Raw genomic sequence first — 19,964 nt, forward strand, 5'->3', positions numbered from 1 at the left:
GAGTCAGGAAGCGCACGAAGAAAATGTGCGCGACCATCTCGCGTCGCTCGCTGAGGGAGACGTGTGCGCGATTCTGGAGAAATAGTCTCCGGGACGCACGACCTCTGCGGCGAGGGCCCATCCGCTCTGGGCGAACGGGTGGGCCCTCGTGCGTCGGGGCTAGGGCGCGGAAAGCAGCCCTGCGGTGTGACGACCGGCCGCGGCAGCCGCCAGGAACGAAGCGGTGTCAGCGTCGAAGTCGCGACCCATGGTGCGCAACGGCACGGGCGAGACCGCGAGGGCGTCGTACAGGCCGGTGAGGTCGATGTCGTGGCGTCGCAGCCGCTCACCGCTGGCCGTGACGAGGTCGGACGCCTGGGCGTCGACGAGCCCGCCGAGCTCACCGTCGAGGCGCGGCACCGGAAGGTCCGCAGGGACGAGGGCGACCCGTCCGTACGCCGTCCGGCTGTGGTGGGAGATGCCGCGGTGGCGGTCGCGGGCGTCGGCCTGCGAGACGCGTAGGGAGGCGACGGGTCGGCCGCCGAGCACCGCCGTCGCGTTGACGGCCTCGCCCGCAGCCACGCCGGAGAACCCCCAACGCGTGCCGGTGCCGAGGTTGCCGGGGCCCTGGCTCAGGACGACCACGTCGGCCTGCAGCACTAGGCGCGCGGCCAGCAGGGCGGTGTGGACGTTGACCGCCTCCAGGTCGCCACCGAAGGACTGGCCCGCCGTCACCGAGCCGGCGATCCAGCCGGCGTCACGCAGCTGGGCGACGTTGCGCGAGAACGCGATCGGCAGTGCGCCGCCGTCGCTCATGACATACGCGACGCGCGGGGGAGTGGGCGACGACTCTCTCAGCCCGGCGATGATCGCGGGGACGGCGGAGTGCAGGTCGGCGACGACGACCGGCATGCCCTCGATCGAGTCGGCGTCACGCAGCAGCTCGTGGTGCGGCGACTCCTGCTCGTCGACGCCGAGGACCATGGCCTGCGACGGCGTGTAGCGAGCCTTGACCACGTGGCCAGGTCCGGCCGGCGGATCGGCCGGGATGCGGTCGGGGATCGCGGTCACGAGGGCGAGCCCACCGGTGCCGAGCCCCCGCACCAGCGCGCTGACGTTGAGCAGGACCCGGTCGCCGGGCTGCGCCTCACCCACGAGGTCGGAGTAGGCGAGTGCACGGACGGTGACGTCGTCGTCGACGAGGCGGACGGCGTACTCGACGGCACCGGCCCACCGGGTGCGCTCGGACTCCACGACACCTGCTCGCCATCGGATCACACGTCGCACACTAGTGCGAAGTGTCGGGTAGCGTTCAGGGCATGCCTGCCGCCACCACGCCGGCCGCCAAGACCGAACGCCTTCTCAACCTGGTGATCTGCCTGCTCTACACCCGGCAGCCGCTGTCGAAGGCCCGGATCCGCAGCGCGGTGCCCCAGTACGGCGAGGCGGCGTCCGACGAGGCGTTCGACCGCATGTTCGAGCGCGACAAGGACGAGCTGCGCGAGCTCGGCATCCCGCTCAAGACCGAGCCGGTCGACTCCTTCTTCGACGACGAGTCGGGCTATCGCATCGACCAGCGCGAGTACGCCCTGCCCGAGATCGCGTTCGAGGCCGACGAGCTCGCGGTCCTGGGCCTGGCCAGCCGCACCTGGCAGCAGGCCAGCCTCGGCGGCCCGGCCGCCCAGGCGATGCGCAAGCTGCAGGCCCAGGACATCGAGCGCGACACCGACTCGGTCCTCGGCCTCGAGCCGCGCGTCCGTACCAGCGAGCCCGCGTTCGAGCCGGTCAAGGACGCCGTGGTGCAGCGCCGCACGATCCGGTTCGGCTACCGCAAACGCGGCGCCGAGGTCGAGCAGCGCCGTGTCCAGCCCTGGGCCATCACCAGCTGGCACGGCCGCTGGTACCTCACCGGTCATGACCTCGACCGTGAGGCGCCGCGGGTGTTCCGGCTCAGCCGGATCGAGGGGCGCGTCGGCCGCGAGCCGCGCGCTGCGTCGTACGACGTTCCGGCCGGCCACGACCCGGTCGTGATGATCGCCGGGTCTGAGGACGACCGGGCGCTGCAGACCGCGCAGGTGCGGGTCCGTGAGGGCGCCGGCAACACCCTGCGGCGGCGTGCGCGCGTCGTCAGCGACGCCGACGGCTGGCAGGTCGTGGAGGTCGACTTCCGCGATGTCGAGATGCTCGCCAACGAGATCGCCGGGTTCGGCCCGTCCGCGGTGGCGCTGTCACCGGACGACCTGGTCGGACGCGTCGTACGCCGGTTGCGCGCCGTGCGTGAGTCCCACGCGGAGAAGGTCTGATGGCTGCGCCCGAGAACGCCACCGCGCGCCTGTCGAGGCTGCTCACGATGGTCCCCTGGCTGGTCAACCGGCAGGGGGTCGACATCGGTGAGGCCAGCCGTGAGCTCGGCGTGAGCACCGCCCAGATCGAGGCGGACCTGCAGCTGTTGTTCCTGTGCGGCACGCCCGGCCACCTGCCCGATGACCTCATCGAGGCCGAGTGGGACGAGGGCCGGGTCTTCCTGCGCAACGCCGACACCATCGCCCGGCCGCTGCGGCTGAGCCGCGACGAGGCCCTGTCCCTGATCGTCGGTCTGCGCACGCTCGCCGACGTCCCCGGACTCGGTGAGCGCGACGCCATCGCACGGGCTCTCGCCAAGCTGACGGAGGCCGCCGGCGAGACCAGTGAGGCGTCGTCGCGCGTCCAGGTGTCGCTCGACGACTCAGCGGCCATCGAGGCGCTGGCGGTCGCGCGCGAGGCACTCTCACGGACGCGCCGGCTGCACCTGCGATACCTCGTGGCGGCTCGCGACGAGACGACCGAGCGCGACGTCGACCCGATGCGCCTGGTCAACATCGACAGCCACTGGTACCTCGAGGGCTGGTGCCACCGCGCTCAGGAGGTGCGTCTGTTCCGGCTCGACCGGGTCGAGCACGCCGAGGTCCTCGACGTGGACGGCACACCGCCACCCCACGCTCGCCCCCGTGACCTCGACGAGGGCATCTTCACCCCGGCCCCCGAGGACGTGCAGGTGCGCCTGGAGGTCGAGTCGAGTGCGTCGTGGGTGGGGGAGTACTACCCGGTCGACGACATCCGCGACCTCGGCGACGGCCGGTCCGAGATCACGTTGCGGGTCTCCGACCTGGCCTGGGTGCGGTCGCTGGTGTGGCGCCTGGGCGGTCAGGCCAGGGTGACTGCGCCCGCGGAGCTGGTCGACGGCGTACGAGCAGGGGCTGACGAGGCGTTGGCGGCGTACTCGACAGGTGCTCGCTGACAAGAGTTCACCGGTCCGACTCGGGCCCGTTGTGCGCCTCGTCACCGACGGGTGGTCGCGCACGTAGACTGGAACACGTTGCATCGAGCACGAGCCCGCGGCCAGACGACCGCGAGCTCCTAGGGAGAGCAGAAGCATGGGTATCCGAGGTCTTTTCGAGGGATGGCACCTGGTCATCCTGGTCCTGCTGGTCGTCGTGATCTTCGGCTGGAAGCGGCTGCCCGACGCAGCGCGCAGCCTCGGCCGGTCCGCTCGCATCCTCAAGAGCGAGATGGGCGAGATGAGCGGTGACAGCAAGGCCTCGGGCCAGACGGTCAAGGGTGAGACGGCGCACGGTGCGACGCCCGCGGGTGAGGCTCCGCTGCCGGGCGAGGCTCCCGCACCGCAGACGCCGCCGCAGGCCGGCCCCTACCAGCAGCCGCAGGCACCGCAGTACCAGCCGCAGCAGCCCCCGCAGCAGGGCGGTCAGAACCCTGGTGGCCAGGGCTCCTGAGGGAGTGCCTGACCCCGTCCTCGACATCCGGACCGCATAGATGGCGCTCCTGCGGCGTAAGAACGCCAACCCCGAAGGACGCATGTCCCTCGGCGACCACTTCCGTGAGTTCCGCAACCGTGCGCTGATCGCTGCCCTGGCGATCGCCGTCGGGGCGGTGCTCGGCTGGGTGATCTACGACCAGCTCGTGAAGTTTCTCACCGAACCCCTGGTCGAGCTCTCCAAGGAGCGCAACAGCGAGTTCGTCCGGCTCAACTACGCCGGCATCACCTCGGCCTTCACCCTGCACCTGAAGATCGCGATGTGGCTCGGCGTCATCGTGTCGAGCCCGGTGTGGCTGTGGCAGATCTGGGCGTTCCTCGTGCCGGGGCTGACCAAGAAGGAGAAGAAGGTCGCGCGGCTGTTCGTCGCCGCTGCGGTCCCGCTGTTCCTGATCGGCTGCTACCTCGCGACGTGGGCACTGCCCAAGGCCGTCGAGGTGCTGCTCGGCTTCACCCCGGAGGACTCCGCCAACCTCCCCAACGCCGGCGAGTACTTCACCTTCTGCACGCGGTTCATCCTCGCGTTCGGTCTCGCGTTCCTCCTGCCGGTCTTCCTGGTGGGTCTCAACAGCGCGCGCATCCTGCCCGGTCGGATCATGCTCAAGGGCTGGCGCGTGGCCATCATCGCGATCTTCGTCTTCGCCGCCATGATGACGCCGACGCCGGACGCCTGGACGATGCTGGCGCTGGCCCTGCCGATGGTGGGCCTGTACTACCTCGCGTGCGGGTTCTCGATCCTCATGGACAAGCGGCGTGCGAGCCGCGACCGGGCCGACTGGATGGACGTCCCGGACGACCAGGCCTCACCGCTGTGATCGTGTCGAGCCTCGGCTCGGTCAGGGTCAGCGCCTAGTCTTCGGAGCATGCCCACCCCCGCTGAGCGTCATGCGGCCGCGCGCGAGCGTCGTCGGTTCGACAGCAGTCACGTCGGCCGGTTCGCCGAGCAGTACTCCTTCCCTCTGGACGACTTCCAGATCCAGGGCTGCACGGCCGTCCAGGACGGCCGCGGGGTGCTCGTCGCCGCGCCCACCGGGTCGGGCAAGACGGTTGTCGGCGAGTTCGCCTGCTACCTGGCCCTGCACACCGGGCGCAAGACGTTCTACACGACGCCGATCAAGGCGCTGTCCAACCAGAAGTACGCCGACCTCGCCGCCCGGCACGGCGCGGACAACGTCGGTCTGCTGACCGGCGACTCCTCGATCAACGGCGAGGCGCCGATCGTCGTCATGACGACCGAGGTCCTGCGCAACATGCTGTACGCCGGGTCCTCGACCCTGCTCACGCTCGGCTTCGTCGTGATGGACGAGGTGCACTACCTCGCTGACCGGTTCCGCGGCGCGGTCTGGGAAGAGGTGATCATCCACCTGCCCGAGTCGGTGCAGGTGATCTCGCTGTCCGCGACGGTCAGCAACGCCGAGGAGTTCGGCGACTGGCTGCGTGAGGTGCGTGGCGACACCGAGGTCATCGTCGAGGAGCACCGTCCGGTGCCGCTGTGGCAGCACATGATGGTCGGCCGCGAACTGCTCGACCTGTTCGTGGACGACGCCGGTGGTTCCGGCGACGACTCGGGCGCCAAGGTCAATCCTGAGCTGCTGCAACGGATCTCGCGGCTGGAGGCCAGCACCGATCGCCACGGACGCCGTGAGGACGCCGGTGCTCCGCGCGGCCGTCGAGGCAAGCAGGTACGCGGCCGCCGAGGGGGCGGCCCGACGCACGGCGGCCGTCCGGCGGGCCGCCCCGGTGGGGGTCCCAGCCGCGCCGAGGTGATCGACCGCCTCGACCGTGACGGGTTGCTGCCCGCGATCACGTTCATCTTCAGCCGGGTCGGCTGTGACGCTGCCGTGTCACAGCTGCTCGCGTGGGGCACCCAGCTGATCCCCGAGAAGGAGGGGGAGCGCATTCGACGGCAGGTCGAGGAGCGGGTCTCGTCCCTGCCCGAGGAAGACCTGGGCATCCTCGGATACTGGGACTTCGTCGAGGGCTTGAGCCGGGGCTTCGCCGCGCACCACGCCGGGATGCTCCCGACGTTCCGCGAGATCGTCGAGGAGCTGTTCACCGAGGGTCGCATCCGCGCGGTGTTCGCCACAGAGACGCTCGCGCTCGGCATCAACATGCCGGCACGCACTGTCGTGCTCGAGCGGCTGGTGAAGTTCAACGGTGAGACCCACGCCGACGTCACGCCGGCCGAGTTCACCCAGCTCACCGGACGCGCCGGTCGCCGCGGCATCGACATCGAGGGCCATGCCGTCGTGCTCCACAACCGTGGCGTCGACCCGCATGCCGTCGCCGGTCTGGCCTCCACCCGCACCTACCCGCTGAAGTCCAGCTTCGTCCCGACGTCCAACATGGCCGTCAACCTGGTCGATCAGGTCGGTCGAGCACGCGCACGCGAGGTGCTGGAGTCGTCGTTCGCGCAGTTCCAGGCCGACCGCGGCGTCGTCGGCATCGCGCGCGCGATCAAGCGCAACGAGGAGGCCCTCGACGGGTATGCCGACGCGATGCGCTGCCACCTGGGCGACTTCGCTGCGTACTCCGCGCTGCGCCGCGAGATCTCCGACTTGGAGAAGCAGGTACGCCGGGCGGAGGCCAGCAGCCGGCGCGCCGCCGCCGAGCGGTCGCTCGAAGAGCTCCAGCCCGGCGATGTCATCCGTGTTGCTGCCGGACGCCGCGCGGGCCTGGCCGTAGTGATCCAGGGCAACCGTGGCGGCCGGCGTACAGGCCCCGAGCCGACCCTGCTGACCTCCGAGGGGCAGATCCGCCGCCTGACCCACACCGACGTCGACGGGCCGGTCTCGGCGCTCACCACCCTGGCGATCCCCAAGTCGTTCAGCGCCCGCAGCCCCAAGCACCGCCGTGACCTGGCCGCGACGTTGCGCACCAAGGTGCCCCACGACCCTCCGGCGCGGGGTGATGTCGCCGAGCCCGAGACCGACGCGGCCGTCAGCGACCAGATCGAGTCGCTGCGTCGGCAGCTGCGCGAGCACCCGTGCCACGAGTGCCCCTACCGGGAGGACCACGCACGGTGGGCCGAGCGCTGGTGGCGGCTGCGTCGGGAGACCGACGGGCTCGAGCGCAAGGTCGGCAGCCGCACCCATACGGTGTCGCGCACGTTCGACCGCATCTGCGACCTGCTCGTCGAGCTCGGCTACCTCAGCGAGGACGGCCAGCAGGTCACCGACCAGGGGCACGTGCTGCAGCGCATCTACACCGAGAAGGACCTGCTGGCCGCCGAGTGCCTGCGCACCGACGCGTGGAAGCAGCTCGACCCGCCGTCGCTCGCGGCGGTCGTCAGCACCCTGGTGCACGAGCCCCGGCGGGACCAGTCCGACCTCGCGCCCAGGATGCCGGGCGATGCGGTGCGTGACGGCTACGACGCGCTCCTGCGCCTGTGGTCCGACCTGGAGGACCGCCAGCGCGCGCATCGCCTGGTGCCGATGGGGGAGCCCGACGCCGGGATCGCCTGGATGGTGCACCGCTGGGTGTCCGGTGCCCGGCTGGAGACGGTGCTGCGTGACAGCGACCTGACGGCCGGAGACTTCGTCCGCCGGTGCAAGCAGCTGGCCGACCTGCTCGACCAGATCGCCGACGCGACACCCAGCGACGCCGTACGCCGCACCGCCCGTAAGGCGATCGACGGCGTCGTGCGCGGCGTGGTCGCCGCGGACCGGCTCGACTGAGGCGCGTGCCCGCGTACGGTGATCGCGTGACCGCCACCGCGCTCGAGCCCGAGGCCTTCGCCGCAGACCTGCGTGACCAGCTCGACCGGTTCCTGGACGACCACCGTGCCCAGGTGCTCGCCTGCCTCGACGGGCTGACCGACGAGGAGGCGCGTCGTTCGCTCGTGCCGTCCAAGACGACGGTGCTCGGCCTGGCCAAGCACGCGACCTTCATCGAGGAGGTGTGGTTCGACGAGGCGATCAGCTGCCGCTCGCGCGAGGAGATCGGCATCCCGCAGACCCCGGACGAGTCGTTCGACCTCGACGACGGTGACACCGTCGAGAGCGTGCGGCAGGCGTACGTGCTCGCGTGTGAGGCCTCACGCCGGGCGACTGCCGGGCTGCACCTCGACGACGTGGTCCACGGCAACCGACGCGGGCCGCTGCCGCTGCGCTGGATCTACCTGCACATGCTGCGTGAGCTCGCCCAGCACAACGGACACGCCGACATCCTGCGTGAGCAGCTGATCTCCGCGCGCTGAACCCGTGCGCGGGGCGCAGCACGCGACGGGTCGGGCTCTGGCACGATGACCGCCATGGGGTTCTCACCGAAGCTGCTCGCCCAGGGCGAGAGCGTGCAGATGGAGCTGCGCACGCACATCAAGAAGATCGTCGTGCCGCTCATCGCGCTGGTCCTGATCATCGTCGCGGCACTGCTGCTGTGCTGGTGGGTTCGATCCAACGACTGGGCCAACTGGATCGTCTACGTGATCATCGGGCTCGCGGTGCTGGCCACGATCGTGTGGGTGGTCGTCCCGATCCTGAAGTGGCGCACCAGCATCTACGTCATCACCAACCGCCGCCTGATCACGCGTGAAGGCATCATCACCCGCACGGGCCGCGACATCCCGCTCTACCGCATCAACGACGTGACCTACGAGAAAGACCTGCTCGACCGTCTGCTCGGCTGCGGCACCCTGATCGTCTCGGACGCCACCGACAAGGCCGGGGTCAGGCTGCACGACGTGCCGAAGGTCGAGCAGGTGCACGTCCGCATGAACGAGCTGCTCTTCCAGCACGACGACGGCTCCGACGACGGCGAGTTCCCTCCGGGCGAGCCGCCGCGCGGACCGGTGCCGCCGACGAGCCCCTACCGCTGAGCCTGCGCCGCGAGCGCCTCGCGCAGTCGTCGTACGGGCGTGTCCGCGTCGTACTCCGCAGCGATCCGGTCGAGGGCGTCGTCGTCGACCGGTGACGAGGGGAGCGCGGTGACGAGGTCAGCGGGCACGGCCACGTCGAGCGCGACGGTGACCACTGACGGGGCGACGTCCAGGTAGGCCGAGGCGGCCTCGAGGCGGGTGCGCTGGGCGCCCTTGATCTGCGGATCGCCGCTGTCGATCGCTGTGCGCAGCGCCGCGAGGTCGCCGTACCGGTTGATGAGGGTGACGGCGGTCTTCTCGCCGACGCCCTGCACGCCCGGGAGTCCGTCGCTGGTGTCTCCGCGCAGCATCGACATGTCGGCGTACGCGCGCCCACTGCTGATGCCGTACTTCGCGTGCAGCCACGACTCGTCCACCAGGTCGGGGTCGCGCACGCCACCGCGGGCGGTGTAGATCACGCGCACGCTCTGCTCGTCGTCGACCAGCTGGAACAGGTCGCGGTCGCCGGTCACGACATCGACCGTCGCCGTGCCGTGCGCGCGGTGGGCTAGGGTGCCGATCACGTCGTCGGCCTCGTAGCCGTCGACGCCGAGCCGGGTGATGCCGCAGGCCTCCAGCAGCTCGCGGATGACCGGCACCTGCGGGGTGAGCTCCTCGGGGGACTCCTCAAGCGTCTCGGTGCCCTCGACGACCCGGTGCGCCTTGTACGACGGGATGGCGGCGACGCGGAACGCCGGCCGCCAGTCGTTGTCCCAGCACGCGACGAAGTCGGTCGGCTCGTACGTCGTGACGAGCGTGGCGATCATGTCGGCGAAGCCGCGGATCGCGTTGTTGGGCGGAGCCTGCGGTGTGGGGCGCCGGTCAGGCACCCCGTAGAACGCGCGGAAGTACAGGCTGGCCGAGTCCAGGAGCATCAGGCGGCGAGACGACATGGGCACATGCTGTCACCCACGGGTCGGGCGCGGGTACGGGCGACCGGGGCCTGAGCCCGTCCAGGAACCGGCCAGGTTCACCGGCGAGCGCGCCGCCGAGGCTTACAGTTCCCGCATGGAGGCACTGGACCGGCAGATCGTGCAGCTGCTCGCGGGCGACGGACGCATGAGCTACACCGACCTCGGGCGACGTACGGGTCTGTCGACATCGGCCGTGCACCAGCGCGTGCGTCGGCTCGAGGAGCGCGGCGTCATCCGCGCCTATCGCGCGGTGGTCGACCACGACCAGGCGCAGGTGCCGATGACGGCGCTGATCTCGGTGACGCCGTTCGACCCCGCAGCTCCGGACGACGTCCCGGACCGGCTGCGGCACATGGCAGCCATCGACTCCTGCTTCTCGGTCGCCGGCGACGAGAGCTATGTGCTCAAGGTCCGGGTGGGTGGCCCGGGCGAGCTCGAGGACCTCCTGGCCGACATCCGCGGGGCGGCCAGCGTCACCACCCGCACGACCGTCGTGCTCAGCACTCCGTGGGAGGACCGCTCGCCGCTCAGCGCAGAGGTCGACGGTCGGATCGTCCCCGCGCCGGACGCGACTTCAGCCGATCCGGAGCCCGCCCACTGAGATCGACCGGATACCAACGACATTCGCAGCAGAGGAACCATCGAGCATGACCACGCACGACCTCGGAAGGTCCGTGCTGCTGACGCACGGTGTGATCACTGACGGTGTGACCACGAGCTCGTCGATGGCCGTCCGAGACGGACGCGTCGTGTGGACAGGGCCCGACGACGACGCGACACCCTCCGACTTCGACGAGGTCGTCGACCTCGAGAACCGGGTGGTGACACCGGTTTTCGTCGATGCCCATGTGCACATCAGCGACACCGGACAGGCCCTGGCCGGCATCGATCTTGCCGGAACCCGTTCGGTGACCGAGGCGCTGGATCGTCTCAGCGCCGCCGCGGCTCAGCGGCCGGGGAGACCGGTGTTCGCGTACAGCTGGGACGAGACCGAGTGGCATGAGCAGCGGGCGATGACGGCCGCCGAGCTCGACCGGGCGTGTGGGGGAGCAGAGGTCTACGCCACCCGCATCGACATGCACTCCGCGAGCGCGTCGTCCGCGTTGGTCGACCGGGCGGGTGCGTGGAGCTCACCCGGTTCGGACGGAACGGGACTCGTCGCCCGCGACGCACACCATCTCGTGCGCGAGGCGCACCGCGGGGGCGTGAGTCAGGACGATCGTGCGCACTTCATCAGCACCGCGATGACTGCTGCTCTCGCCGCCGGCATCGGTGTGCTGCACGAGATGGGCGCACCCGTCCTCACCAGCGAGGAAGACCTGCTCGCCGTCGTGGCCGCCGCGCGTGAGCCCGGTGCGCCGCGCGTCGTGCCTTACTGGGGTGAGCTGGTCGAAGACGTCGCGCAGGCGCGGGCACTCGCAGACCGCCTCGGCGTCCGCGGTCTTGCCGGAGACCTCAACGTCGACGGGTCGATCGGCTCGCGGACGGCCGCTCTGCGTGAGCCGTATGAGGACGCACTCGGCCTGTCGGGCTTCACCTACCTCACGCCCGAGCAGGTCGCGACCCACGTCACGGCCTGCACGCTCGCCGGTCTGCAGGCCGGTTTCCACGTCATCGGCGACGCCGGCATGGACTGTGCGGTCGACGGCGTACGCCAGGCGGCTCGCGAGGTCGGCATCGAGCGAATTCGGTTGGCACGTCACAGGTTCGAGCACGCTGAGCTGTGTCACGCCGAGCACATCGACGCGCTCGCCGAGATCGGAGTCGTGGCCAGCGTGCAGCCGGCCTTCGACGCGTTCTGGGGCGGCGACGACGGGATGTACGCCGCCCGCCTCGGGCTGCAGCGCGCACTGGCGGCGAACCCGCTCGCCGATCTCGTCGGCTCCGGTGTGCAGGTCGCGCTCGGCTCGGACTCACCCGTCACGCCGTTCGCACCGTGGGCGGCCGTGCGTGCGTGTGTCGACCACCACGCACCGGCGCAAGCCCTCGACGCTGCGACGGCGCTGCGTCTGCACCTCGCCGGCGGGCACGCTGCGGCGGGGGAGACCGGCGGCGCGCTCACGCCCGGGAGCGAGGCGTCGTACGTCATCTGGGACTGCGCGGGGGGCCTCGACGAGGCGTTGCACGAGCCTGCCGCACTGCGCACGGTCCTGCAGGGGCGGGTCGTGCATGACGTCTGGTGACCGACGCGTAGGGCCGCCTCGGATGCGACACGCCGTGCCAAGGGAAAAGATTGGTACAGAACCGGATTGGGCAGCAGCGCTCTGACCTGCAATGATGCGCGAAGCCGCAGGTCACAGGGCTGTTGACATCGTCGGCGTGGAGGGTATGTTCCCTTCCCAGGTCCACCTCTCGGAGGCGGACTCTCCCATGACTACGGATGGGCCCCTCGCCTAGTAGAAAACTGGTACGCGTCGCGCAATGCGTGCCTGGCCCCAACGGCGAGCGGGCCCATCTGTTGTGTCCGGGGCAGATCGCCTGCGACGCGTCGCCTAGGCTGACGAGGTGCTGCGTCGTTCCCTCATCGCCGTGGCCTCCGGTCTGTGCCTCTGGCTCGCCCTCCCGACCATCGACCTGTGGCCCCTGGCCTTTGTCGGCGTCGCGGGCATGGCGTGGGCGACCGTCGGGGTCTCGGCCCGTGCCGGCCTCGGTCTCGGTCTGCTCACGGGCCTCGGCTGCTTCGTCCCCGCGCTCAGCTGGAGCGGCGTCTACGTCGGTGCCGTTCCCTGGATGGCGCTCGCCGTCACCGAGTCCCTCTACGTCGCCGCGCTCGGGCTGGCGTGCGCTGTCGTGCAACCCATCAGGGTGCGCCCGTGGCTCATCGCCTGCCTCTGGGTCGCCCAGGAGCTGATCCGAGGCACGGTCCCCTTCGGCGGATTTCCGTGGGCGCGCATCGCGTTCTCACAGGCCGACTCGCCACTGGTCCACCTCGCATCGGTGGCCGGAGCGCCGGGCGTGACCTTCGCGGTCGCGCTGGTCGGCGGCTGGCTGGCCGTCGCCGCGGAGCGTGCGCGCGTGCGTGACTTCGGTCGGCTCCCCGCGCTGCGCCCGCTCGTCGCATCGGCCGGTGTCCTGCTCCTGGCCGCGCTGTGGCCCGTGGCTACGGGCGGGCGGGCGGTCACGGTCGCCGGCATCCAGGGCAACGTCCCGCAGTCGGGGCTCGACTTCAACGCCCAGCGACGCGCCGTGCTCGACAACCACGTGCGCACGACGAACCGCCTGGCGGCCGACGTGCGGGCGGGCCGCACCCCGGCGCCTGACCTGGTCGTCTGGCCCGAGAACTCCTCGGACATCGATCCGCTGCGCAACGCCGACGCCGCGACCGAGATCACCGAGGCGGTGAGCGCGATCGGCGTCCCGGTCATGGTCGGCGCGGTGCTGCAGGAGCCGTCGCCGCGGGTGTCGAATGCCACGCTGCTCTACGTCCCGGGGCGCGGGATCGTCGACCGCTACGTCAAGCAGCACCCGGTGCCCTTCGCCGAGTACATCCCCTACCGCTCCTTCTTCCGCACCTTCAGCACCAAGGTCGACCTGGTCACCAAGGACTTCGCGCCCGGCAAGGAACCCAGCGTCTTCGCGGCCCCGACACCGTCGGGCACGGTCAAGGTCGGGCCGGTCATCTGCTTCGAGGTGGCCTACGACGACCTCACCCGCGAGCCCGTACGCCGCGGCGCCCAGCTCCTCGCCGTCCAGACCAACAACGCGACGTTCGGTCGCACGGCCGAGTCCGAGCAGCAGCTGGCCATCTCTCGCCTGCGTGCGATCGAGCACGGCCGGTCGATCGTGCACATCTCGACCGTCGGCGTCAGCGCACTGATCACCCCTGACGGCACGACGCACGACCAGTCGTCGCTGTTCACCCAGAAGGCGCTCGTCGGCGAGCTGCCGCTGCGTACGGCGACGACCTGGGCCGACCGCGTGGGGCGCATCCCCGAGCTGCTCGCCACTCTCGTCGGAGCCGTCGCGCTGGTTCAGGCCGTGCGCGTCCGCCGCGCCGCTAAGGTGACGGACCGTGCCGGTGTCCCGACCCCGGCCACAGACCACGACACCCGCCAGCACCACGAGAAGGACGTGCATGACCGCCTCTGACGGACGTTCCGAGACTGCCCGCACAGCAGGCCCGGACCGCACCCCGCTCACGCGGGTGCTCGTCCTCATCCCGACCTACAACGAGCGGGACAACCTCCCGCGCATCGTCGAGCGAGTCCGGGCGGCAGCGCCCGAGGTCGACGTCCTGGTCCTGGACGACAGCTCACCCGACGGCACCGGCGAGGTCGCTGACCGTCTTGCGGCGCACGACCCGCAGGTGACGGTCATGCACCGTGCGGGCAAGGAGGGCCTGGGCGCGGCGTATCTCGCCGGTTTCGCCGAGGGCCTGGCCAGGGGCTATGACGCCCTCGTCGAGATGGACGCCGACGGCTCTCACCCCGCCGAGGTGCTGCCGACGATGCTGCGCGAGGCGGCTGACGCCGACCTGGTGATCGGGTCGCGCTGGATCCCTGGCGGGAGCGTCGTCAACTGGCCGTGGCACCGCGAGGCCCTGAGCCGTGGAGGCAACCTCTACATCCGCCTCCTGCTCGGCATGCCGGTCAAGGACGCGACGGCGGGATACCGCGTCTACCGTTCGAGCGCACTGCGCGAGATCGGCCTCGATGAGGTCGTCTCGGCGGGCTACTGCTTCCAGACCGACCTCACCTGGCGTGCGGTGCGCGCCGGTCTGCGCATCGTGGAGGTACCGATCCGATTCGTCGAGCGCGAGATCGGGGACTCCAAGATGGATCAGGACGTTGTACGAGAGTCGCTGGTCCGTATCAGCGGCTGGGGCGCGGACTACCGCTGGCGCCAGCTGCGTGACGCGGTGGCGCGACGCCGACCCTGACGACCGACCCGAAGGAGCTCCGGATGGCAACCAACGCCGCTGCCGGCCGACACCGACCCGTCTGGGTGCGCGCGCTACGGGCTCTCCCGCTGGTGGTCCTCCTCGTGGAGGTGCTCCTCGTCGTCCTGGTCGCCCGCGCGATCGGCTGGTGGACCCTGCTCGCGCTGATGGCCTTGTCCTTGCTCGGCCTCGTCGTCGTGTCCCGGACCAGCCGCCGCTCCTGGCGTGAGCTGCGTGAGATGAGCCGCACCGGCAAGGCGCCTGCACGCAACGCCTCCGACGCGGTGATCAACCTCGTCGGTGGTGGGCTCCTCGTCGTGCCGGGCTTCCTCACGGCGCTCATCGGGTTGATCCTGCTGATCCCCGCGGTGCACGCGCCCGTCCGGGGTCTGGCCAAGGTCCTGGCCGCACGCGGCATCCTGCGGTCCGGGGGGATCCGCGTCTACGGCATGGGCGGTCGAGGGTTCGGCAACGTGGTGCCGGGCCAGGTCGTCCATGACGAGCGTCCGAGGGAGCAGCAGACGCCGCGCTCGGCTCGGCGTGATGACCAGGACCCGCCCGTCATCGAGGGCCGCATCGTCGACGAGTGATCGGCAGGTCGGCCGTGCATGCGGAAGGCCCCGCGGACCGATCGGTCCGCGGGGCCTTCCGTGTGCGGCTCAGGCGCTGCGCTTGCGACGCGGCTTCTCGCCACGCGAGGCGCGCAGCAGCGCGAGACGCTCCTCGAGCAGCTCTTCGAGCTCCGGGATCGAGCGGCGCTCGAGCAGCATGTCCCAGTGGGTGCGCTGCGGCTTGGTGGGCTTACGCTCGGGCTCGGGGCCGTCGATCAGCTTGGCCTCGAGGCCACACCGGCACTCCCACAGCGACGGCACGTCGGCCTCGACCGAGAACGGCAGCTCACTGATGTGCCCCTCGGAGCAGGAGTACCGGACGATCTGGCGCTCGCTGAACGACACACCCTCGTCGGTCTCCAGCGACAGCGTGCTGAGGTTGGTTCCTCGAAGTGAACGCTCTGCCATGATCATCTCTCCCAACGTCTTCCGGGCCGCAGGCACGGCCGGTGCCGCGACGGTCTATGCGGTGCAACGGACAAGAGGGCGCCGGTGTTCCTGCGGGACGGTGCACGTTGTCCGTATTGAAATCTGTGAATCGGCTCTCCCCGACCCGACAATGTGATAGACGCATGCCGCCCGCGTCAAGTTGGCGGATGTGACAGTGATCACATCCGCTGCTCGTGGCGAGGTTCAGACCACGCGCGGGACGGGGTTGCCGGCCGCCCGAATGCCTTCGCGGACATCGCATCGGGCCAGCAGTACTCCACCGATCGCGAACAGCAGGATCAGCGCGATGATCGACAGCCGGTAGGAGTGTGCGAGCTGGTAGACCAGCCCGAACAGCAGCGTCCCGAACCAGCTCGTGCCGCGCTCCATGGCCTGGTAGAGGCTGAAGAACTCCGACTCGCGGCCGCGCGGGATCAGCTGGCTGTACAGCGAGCGCGAGAGGGCCTGAGTGCCGCCGAGGACGATGCCGATCCCGACGCCGAGCACCAGCCAGAGCCCGAACGCCTTCTCGGGCAGGAAGAACGCCGCGATGACCACGACGACCCACAGGGCCAGCCCCGAGAGCACCAGCCGCGTCGCGCCGTACGAGCCGGCGAGCCTCCCGAACAGAAGCGCCCCGCCGAAGGCGACGAACTGCACCAGCAGGATCGTGACGATCAGCTGCGTGTCGTCGAACCCGAGCTCTTCCTTGCCGTAGAGGCTCGCGCTGGTGACGACCGTCTGGATGCCGTCGTTGAAGAACAGATAGGCGAGCAGGAACGTGAGCGTCTGCGGGAAGCGACGCAGCTCGCGGAAGGTGTCGGCCAGCTGCGCCAGGCTGCCACCGACCACCCCGGCGCTGCGCTCGACCGGTGTGGCGACCGTGCCCGTCACCGAGCGCAGTCCGAGGACGGGGATGATCGTGAAGGCCGCCCACCACAGGCCCGCGCTGAGCAGACTGATGCGCACCGACATGCCTTCGGAGATGCCGAGACTGTCGCGCAGGCTGATGATCGCCAGGTTGACCGCGAGCAGGATGCCGCCGCCGAGGTAGCCGAACGCCCAGCCCCGGCTCGAGACCCGGTCACGGTCGTCGGGCGGCGCGAGTCGCACCAGCAGTGCGTCGTACACGATGAGCGACGCGCCGAAGCACAGGTTGGACACGATGATCAGCGCGACGCCGAGCTGCCAGTTGGTGCCGGTGATGAAGAACATCAGGCACGCGGTGAGCGCGCCCGCCCACGCGAAGCCGCCGAGGAGTCGGGTCGGGCGAGGCGATCGGTCGGCGATCGCGCCCACGAAGATCAGCACGACCGCCGACAGCAGCGTGGAGACCGTGATGGTGAACGGCGCGAGCGAGCCCGGTGCGATGCCGACCCCGAGCACGTCGAGATCGGCGTGGCAGGTCTGGCCGTCCGCGATGCCCGGGCAGGCCGCTTCCTTGGCGACGGCCGTGAGGTAGGGCGAGATCAGGACGGCGGCCACCGTGGTGGCGTACGCGGAGTTGGCCCAGTCGTACCAGTACCACGTGCGCTGCAGGCGCTCGCGCTCGTCGGGTGTGGGCACAGCCTGGTACGCCGTGGAGGCCTCGGTCACGCACGCACTGTGGCACACGCCACCCGGCTCGTGTGGCCGGGTGGCGCGTGCTGATCAGAACGAGAGCCCGGAGTACAGCCGGCGGCTCGGGTCGTACGTCCGGCGCAGCGCGCTGAGCCGGGCGAGGTTGCCGGCGTAGTAACGCGATGCCGGCTGCCCGGTCTCGAGGTAGTTGACGTAGCCCCCGGAGCTGCGGCCGGCGAGCATCCGGTGCGCCTGGTTGATCCAGCTGTACGCGGAGGTGTATCCGGACGACGTCCCGACGCCGACGTACCACTGCACGGTCGCGACGTGGTCACGCCAGGGGAACGCCGAGGACGATGCGCTCGGCGTGCTGACCGCGCCGCTGAGCGGGTCGAGGATGGCCGAGCCACGGCCGCCTGCTCGCGACCGTGCGGCGACCGCCCCGACCACCTGGGCGGCGGTCGCACTGTCGACCGTACGCAGGACGTCGGAGCCGGCGGCGAAACCTTGGCGGGGCGAGGTCGTACCGCCGCCCAGGTAGCGCACCGCGTCCATGTAGGACAGACGCCTGTAGCTGCTCGCCGTCGGTCGGACGCCGATCGCGTTGGTGAGGCTGTCCGCTGCGATGCGTTCGGCCGTGGAGTTGACGACGCCGGTGACGCGGACCGAGATCGCGCCGTTGCCGAGTGCGTCGACGTGCACGTTGGACCAGCGTGAGGTGTAGGTGCCCGACATCCATGTCGCCCACTTGCTCAGCACCTGCGTGGCCGCACTCGACGGGAACGTCAACGAGAAGATGCCCTTGCTGCTCGTCGCGTGCGTGCGGAATGTCATCGCGGTGACGAGCCCGATGTTGCCGCCGCCACCGCCGCGTGCTGCCCAGAACAGATCTGCGTTCTGACTGGGGGAGGCCCACAGCGCGCGACCGTCGGGCAGCACCATCGCGACGGCGGCGAGCCGGTCACACGTCAGGCCCCACTGCCGCGACTCGACGCCGAGGCCGCCACCGAGGGTGAGTCCGGCAGCGCCGACCGTCGGGCAGGTGCCCGTGGGGATGGTGCGGCCGGCGGCGGCCAGCGTCGAGTGCACGGCGTACAGGCCGGCACCCGAGTAGACCGTGGCGGTACCGGCGGCACTGTTGTTGACGACCGCGGCGTACTGCCGGGTGTCCAGGACGAGCGTGCCGTTCGCCGCCGACGCGCCGATGTAGGAGTGCCCACCGCTGCGCGGTGCGACCTTCAGGCCGTAGCGGGTCGCGAACGCCATGGACTTCTGGATGTCGGCCTGGCTGCGTACCTGCACGACGGCGGCCGGCGACGACCCGTCGTACCTCGTGTCGAACAGCAGCTTCGCCGAGGAGTACGACGAGGTGCCGGGCAGGAACACCGGTCCACTGAGCGTCCTCGCGAACGCGGTCCAGTCGGCGGTGGTCGGTGCTGCGGTGAGCAGTACGCCGGGTGCGGCGTATGCCGGGTGTGTGGTCAGTGCGGCGGTCGCCCCTGCTGCGACCGATCCCCCCAAGAACGCTCTACGCGTGATCGTGCTCATGTGCCTAGGACGCCCGAGCAGCGCTGCGCGTTGGCAGACCCGACGTCAGAGGCCGGTCGTAGCGTGCGGGTATGGAGCAGCGACTGAACTTCGTGACCCTCGCCGTGGCCGACCTCGACCGGACGCGTGCGTTCTACGTCGCAGGCCTCGGCTGGCAACCCGTCTTCGACGAGCAGGACGTGATCTTCCTTCCGCTCGCCCCTGGCCTGGTGCTGTCACTCTGGGAGCGTGCGAGCTTCGTCGCAGAGGTCGGCGAACCGTCGAGTGGACTCGCGCCGATCACGTTGGCGCACAACGTGATCGGCGCCGCCGAGGTCGACCAGGTCCTTGATGACGCGCGGGCTGCCGGTTCGCCGGAGGTGCACGACGGAGAGCAGCGTGAGTGGGGTGGCTACACCGGGTACTTCGCCGATCCGGACGGCTTCCGCTGGGAGGTCGCGCACAACCCGTCGCCGCTGGGTGAGGAGCTCGTCGCGCAGTCGCGACGCTGGCTGCGGGCGCGGGGTTGACATCGGTATATCGACGAATGCATGATGTCGATATACCGACGGAAGATCGTCGATACGTCATCGATGGCGATGACCAGTCACCGCGGGCCGTGCCCGTCGCGCACAGGGGGTGCCGACGCGAGGCCGCCCGCCACCCGAACGGAGACACATCCATGAGTCACCAGAACCCCTCCTTCGACCAGCTCGGCCGATCACCCCGTGAGCACGACGGCAGGCGCCGTCCACGACGAGGCGGCCCCGGGCACCGGCGCGGCAGCCATCGTGACGCAGTCCGCCACGGATTCCCCGGCGGTGAGGCCTGGGGCGACGTCACTGCACAGATGCGTATGCCTGCTGACGGGCGTCGCGGCGGGCACCGCCGCCGTGGTGGACGCCGCGGCGACGTACGCAATGCGGCGCTCGCCCTGCTGGCCGAGCAGCCGATGAACGGCTACCAGATCATCAAGGCCGTCGCCGAGCGCACCGACGACCTGTGGCGCCCGGGCCCCGGCTCGGTCTACCCCGCGCTGGGGCTGCTCGAGGACGAGGGCCTGATCGAGCCCCAGGCCGCCGAGGGCAGTGGGCGCAAGGTCTTCGCGCTCACCGAGGCCGGCACGGCGTACGTCGCCGAGCACCGTGACGAGCTGGCCGACCCGTTCACCCCGGTGACCGGTCCTCGCGACGCCTTCGTCGACGCACGGCGAGAGGTCGGACAGCTCGCCATGGCCATCCAGCAGGTCGTCATGGCCGGCGACGAGCAGCAGATCGCGGCCACCAGGACGCTCCTCGCGGACACGCGTCGAGCGGTCTACCGCCTGCTTGCCGAGGACGACAGCACCTCGAGCGCCTGACCTTCACTAGTCTGAGCACCCGCAGCGTGTGTGCTGCGG

19 protein-coding genes are annotated in these 19,964 nt (G+C 70.5%); 14 read left to right on the forward strand and 5 right to left on the reverse strand.

Translation table 11 applies throughout. The features are described from left to right. Positions 1-159: 159 nt before the first annotated feature. Positions 160-1,257: a DUF3866 family protein gene (locus VV01_RS07870; RefSeq protein ID WP_050669404.1), complete on the reverse strand. Its 1,098-nt coding sequence runs from the start codon at positions 1,255-1,257 to the stop codon at positions 160-162. A 41-nt stretch (positions 1,258-1,298) separates the two neighbouring features. Between VV01_RS07870 and VV01_RS07875 the strand changes: the two genes are divergently transcribed. The 7 genes from VV01_RS07875 (at position 1,299) to VV01_RS07905 (ending at position 8,606) form a co-directional block, all read left to right on the forward strand. Next, entirely contained in the window at positions 1,299-2,282 is a 984-nt protein-coding gene (locus VV01_RS07875) for a helix-turn-helix transcriptional regulator (RefSeq protein ID WP_050669405.1), read from the forward strand. Beyond that, the gene (locus tag VV01_RS07880; RefSeq protein ID WP_050669406.1) at positions 2,282-3,256 is read left to right on the forward strand and encodes a helix-turn-helix transcriptional regulator; all 975 of its coding nucleotides are present in this window, start codon (positions 2,282-2,284) and stop codon (positions 3,254-3,256) included. Before VV01_RS07875 ends, VV01_RS07880 begins: the two co-directional genes overlap by 1 nt. A 136-nt stretch (positions 3,257-3,392) precedes the next feature. Beyond that, the gene (tatA, locus tag VV01_RS07885) at positions 3,393-3,749 is read left to right on the forward strand and encodes a Sec-independent protein translocase subunit TatA (RefSeq protein WP_071606322.1); all 357 of its coding nucleotides are present in this window, start codon (positions 3,393-3,395) and stop codon (positions 3,747-3,749) included. Positions 3,750-3,789: 40 nt separating this feature from the next. After that, positions 3,790-4,605 carry a twin-arginine translocase subunit TatC gene (gene tatC / locus VV01_RS07890; RefSeq protein ID WP_231635186.1) on the forward strand — a complete coding sequence of 272 codons (816 nt, stop codon included), beginning with the start codon at positions 3,790-3,792 and terminating at the stop codon, positions 4,603-4,605. A 48-nt stretch (positions 4,606-4,653) separates the two neighbouring features. Then, complete coding sequence (locus VV01_RS07895) at positions 4,654-7,467, forward strand: DEAD/DEAH box helicase (RefSeq protein ID WP_050669408.1); 2,814 nt, start codon at positions 4,654-4,656, stop codon at positions 7,465-7,467. Between the two features lie 26 nt (positions 7,468-7,493). Beyond that, complete coding sequence (locus VV01_RS07900; protein WP_050671799.1) at positions 7,494-7,988, forward strand: DinB family protein; 495 nt, start codon at positions 7,494-7,496, stop codon at positions 7,986-7,988. 54 nt (positions 7,989-8,042) lie between these two features. Next, positions 8,043-8,606: a PH domain-containing protein gene (locus VV01_RS07905; protein ID WP_050669409.1), complete on the forward strand. Its 564-nt coding sequence runs from the start codon at positions 8,043-8,045 to the stop codon at positions 8,604-8,606. Here the strand turns inward: VV01_RS07905 and VV01_RS07910 are convergent. Continuing rightward, the gene (locus VV01_RS07910; RefSeq protein WP_050669410.1) at positions 8,597-9,538 is read right to left on the reverse strand and encodes a 5'-3' exonuclease; all 942 of its coding nucleotides are present in this window, start codon (positions 9,536-9,538) and stop codon (positions 8,597-8,599) included. The genes VV01_RS07905 and VV01_RS07910 overlap by 10 nt on opposite strands. A 115-nt stretch (positions 9,539-9,653) precedes the next feature. Here VV01_RS07910 and VV01_RS07915 point away from each other — a divergent pair, with 115 nt between their 5' ends. The 5 genes from VV01_RS07915 (at position 9,654) to VV01_RS07935 (ending at position 15,028) form a co-directional block, all read left to right on the forward strand. Beyond that, positions 9,654-10,160: an Lrp/AsnC family transcriptional regulator gene (locus VV01_RS07915; RefSeq protein ID WP_082220881.1), complete on the forward strand. Its 507-nt coding sequence runs from the start codon at positions 9,654-9,656 to the stop codon at positions 10,158-10,160. A 46-nt stretch (positions 10,161-10,206) separates the two neighbouring features. Beyond that, entirely contained in the window at positions 10,207-11,742 is a 1,536-nt protein-coding gene (locus VV01_RS07920; protein ID WP_050669411.1) for an amidohydrolase, read from the forward strand. A gap of 322 nt (positions 11,743-12,064) precedes the next feature. Continuing rightward, positions 12,065-13,648: an apolipoprotein N-acyltransferase gene (gene lnt, locus VV01_RS07925; protein WP_050669412.1), complete on the forward strand. Its 1,584-nt coding sequence runs from the start codon at positions 12,065-12,067 to the stop codon at positions 13,646-13,648. Continuing rightward, entirely contained in the window at positions 13,635-14,438 is an 804-nt protein-coding gene (locus tag VV01_RS07930) for a polyprenol monophosphomannose synthase (protein WP_050669413.1), read from the forward strand. Before lnt ends, VV01_RS07930 begins: the two co-directional genes overlap by 14 nt. 23 nt (positions 14,439-14,461) lie before the next feature. Then, positions 14,462-15,028 (forward strand): FxsA family protein, encoded by a 567-nt coding sequence (locus VV01_RS07935; protein ID WP_050669414.1) that lies wholly within the window; start codon positions 14,462-14,464, stop codon positions 15,026-15,028. 69 nt (positions 15,029-15,097) lie between these two features. Here VV01_RS07935 and VV01_RS07940 read toward each other — a convergent pair whose 3' ends face one another. The 3 genes from VV01_RS07940 to VV01_RS07950 form a co-directional block, all read right to left on the reverse strand. Then, positions 15,098-15,457 (reverse strand): RNA polymerase-binding protein RbpA, encoded by a 360-nt coding sequence (locus VV01_RS07940; protein ID WP_050671800.1) that lies wholly within the window; start codon positions 15,455-15,457, stop codon positions 15,098-15,100. Between the two features lie 225 nt (positions 15,458-15,682). Further along, positions 15,683-17,074 carry an MFS transporter gene (locus VV01_RS07945; protein ID WP_050669415.1) on the reverse strand — a complete coding sequence of 464 codons (1,392 nt, stop codon included), beginning with the start codon at positions 17,072-17,074 and terminating at the stop codon, positions 15,683-15,685. 54 nt (positions 17,075-17,128) lie between these two features. Further along, positions 17,129-18,586, reverse strand: coding sequence for an FAD-dependent oxidoreductase (locus tag VV01_RS07950; RefSeq protein ID WP_071606323.1), 1,458 nt, complete (start codon positions 18,584-18,586; stop codon positions 17,129-17,131). 71 nt (positions 18,587-18,657) lie between these two features. Here VV01_RS07950 and VV01_RS07955 point away from each other — a divergent pair, with 71 nt between their 5' ends. After that, a complete protein-coding gene (locus tag VV01_RS07955) occupies positions 18,658-19,095 on the forward strand; it encodes a VOC family protein (protein ID WP_050669417.1) in 438 nt (145 codons plus the stop codon). 152 nt (positions 19,096-19,247) lie between these two features. Then, a complete protein-coding gene (locus tag VV01_RS07960) occupies positions 19,248-19,925 on the forward strand; it encodes a PadR family transcriptional regulator (RefSeq protein WP_071606324.1) in 678 nt (225 codons plus the stop codon). Positions 19,926-19,964 lie beyond the last annotated feature (39 nt).

The organism is Luteipulveratus halotolerans, from assembly GCF_001247745.1.
GTDB classification, from domain to species: domain Bacteria; phylum Actinomycetota; class Actinomycetes; order Actinomycetales; family Dermatophilaceae; genus Luteipulveratus; species Luteipulveratus halotolerans.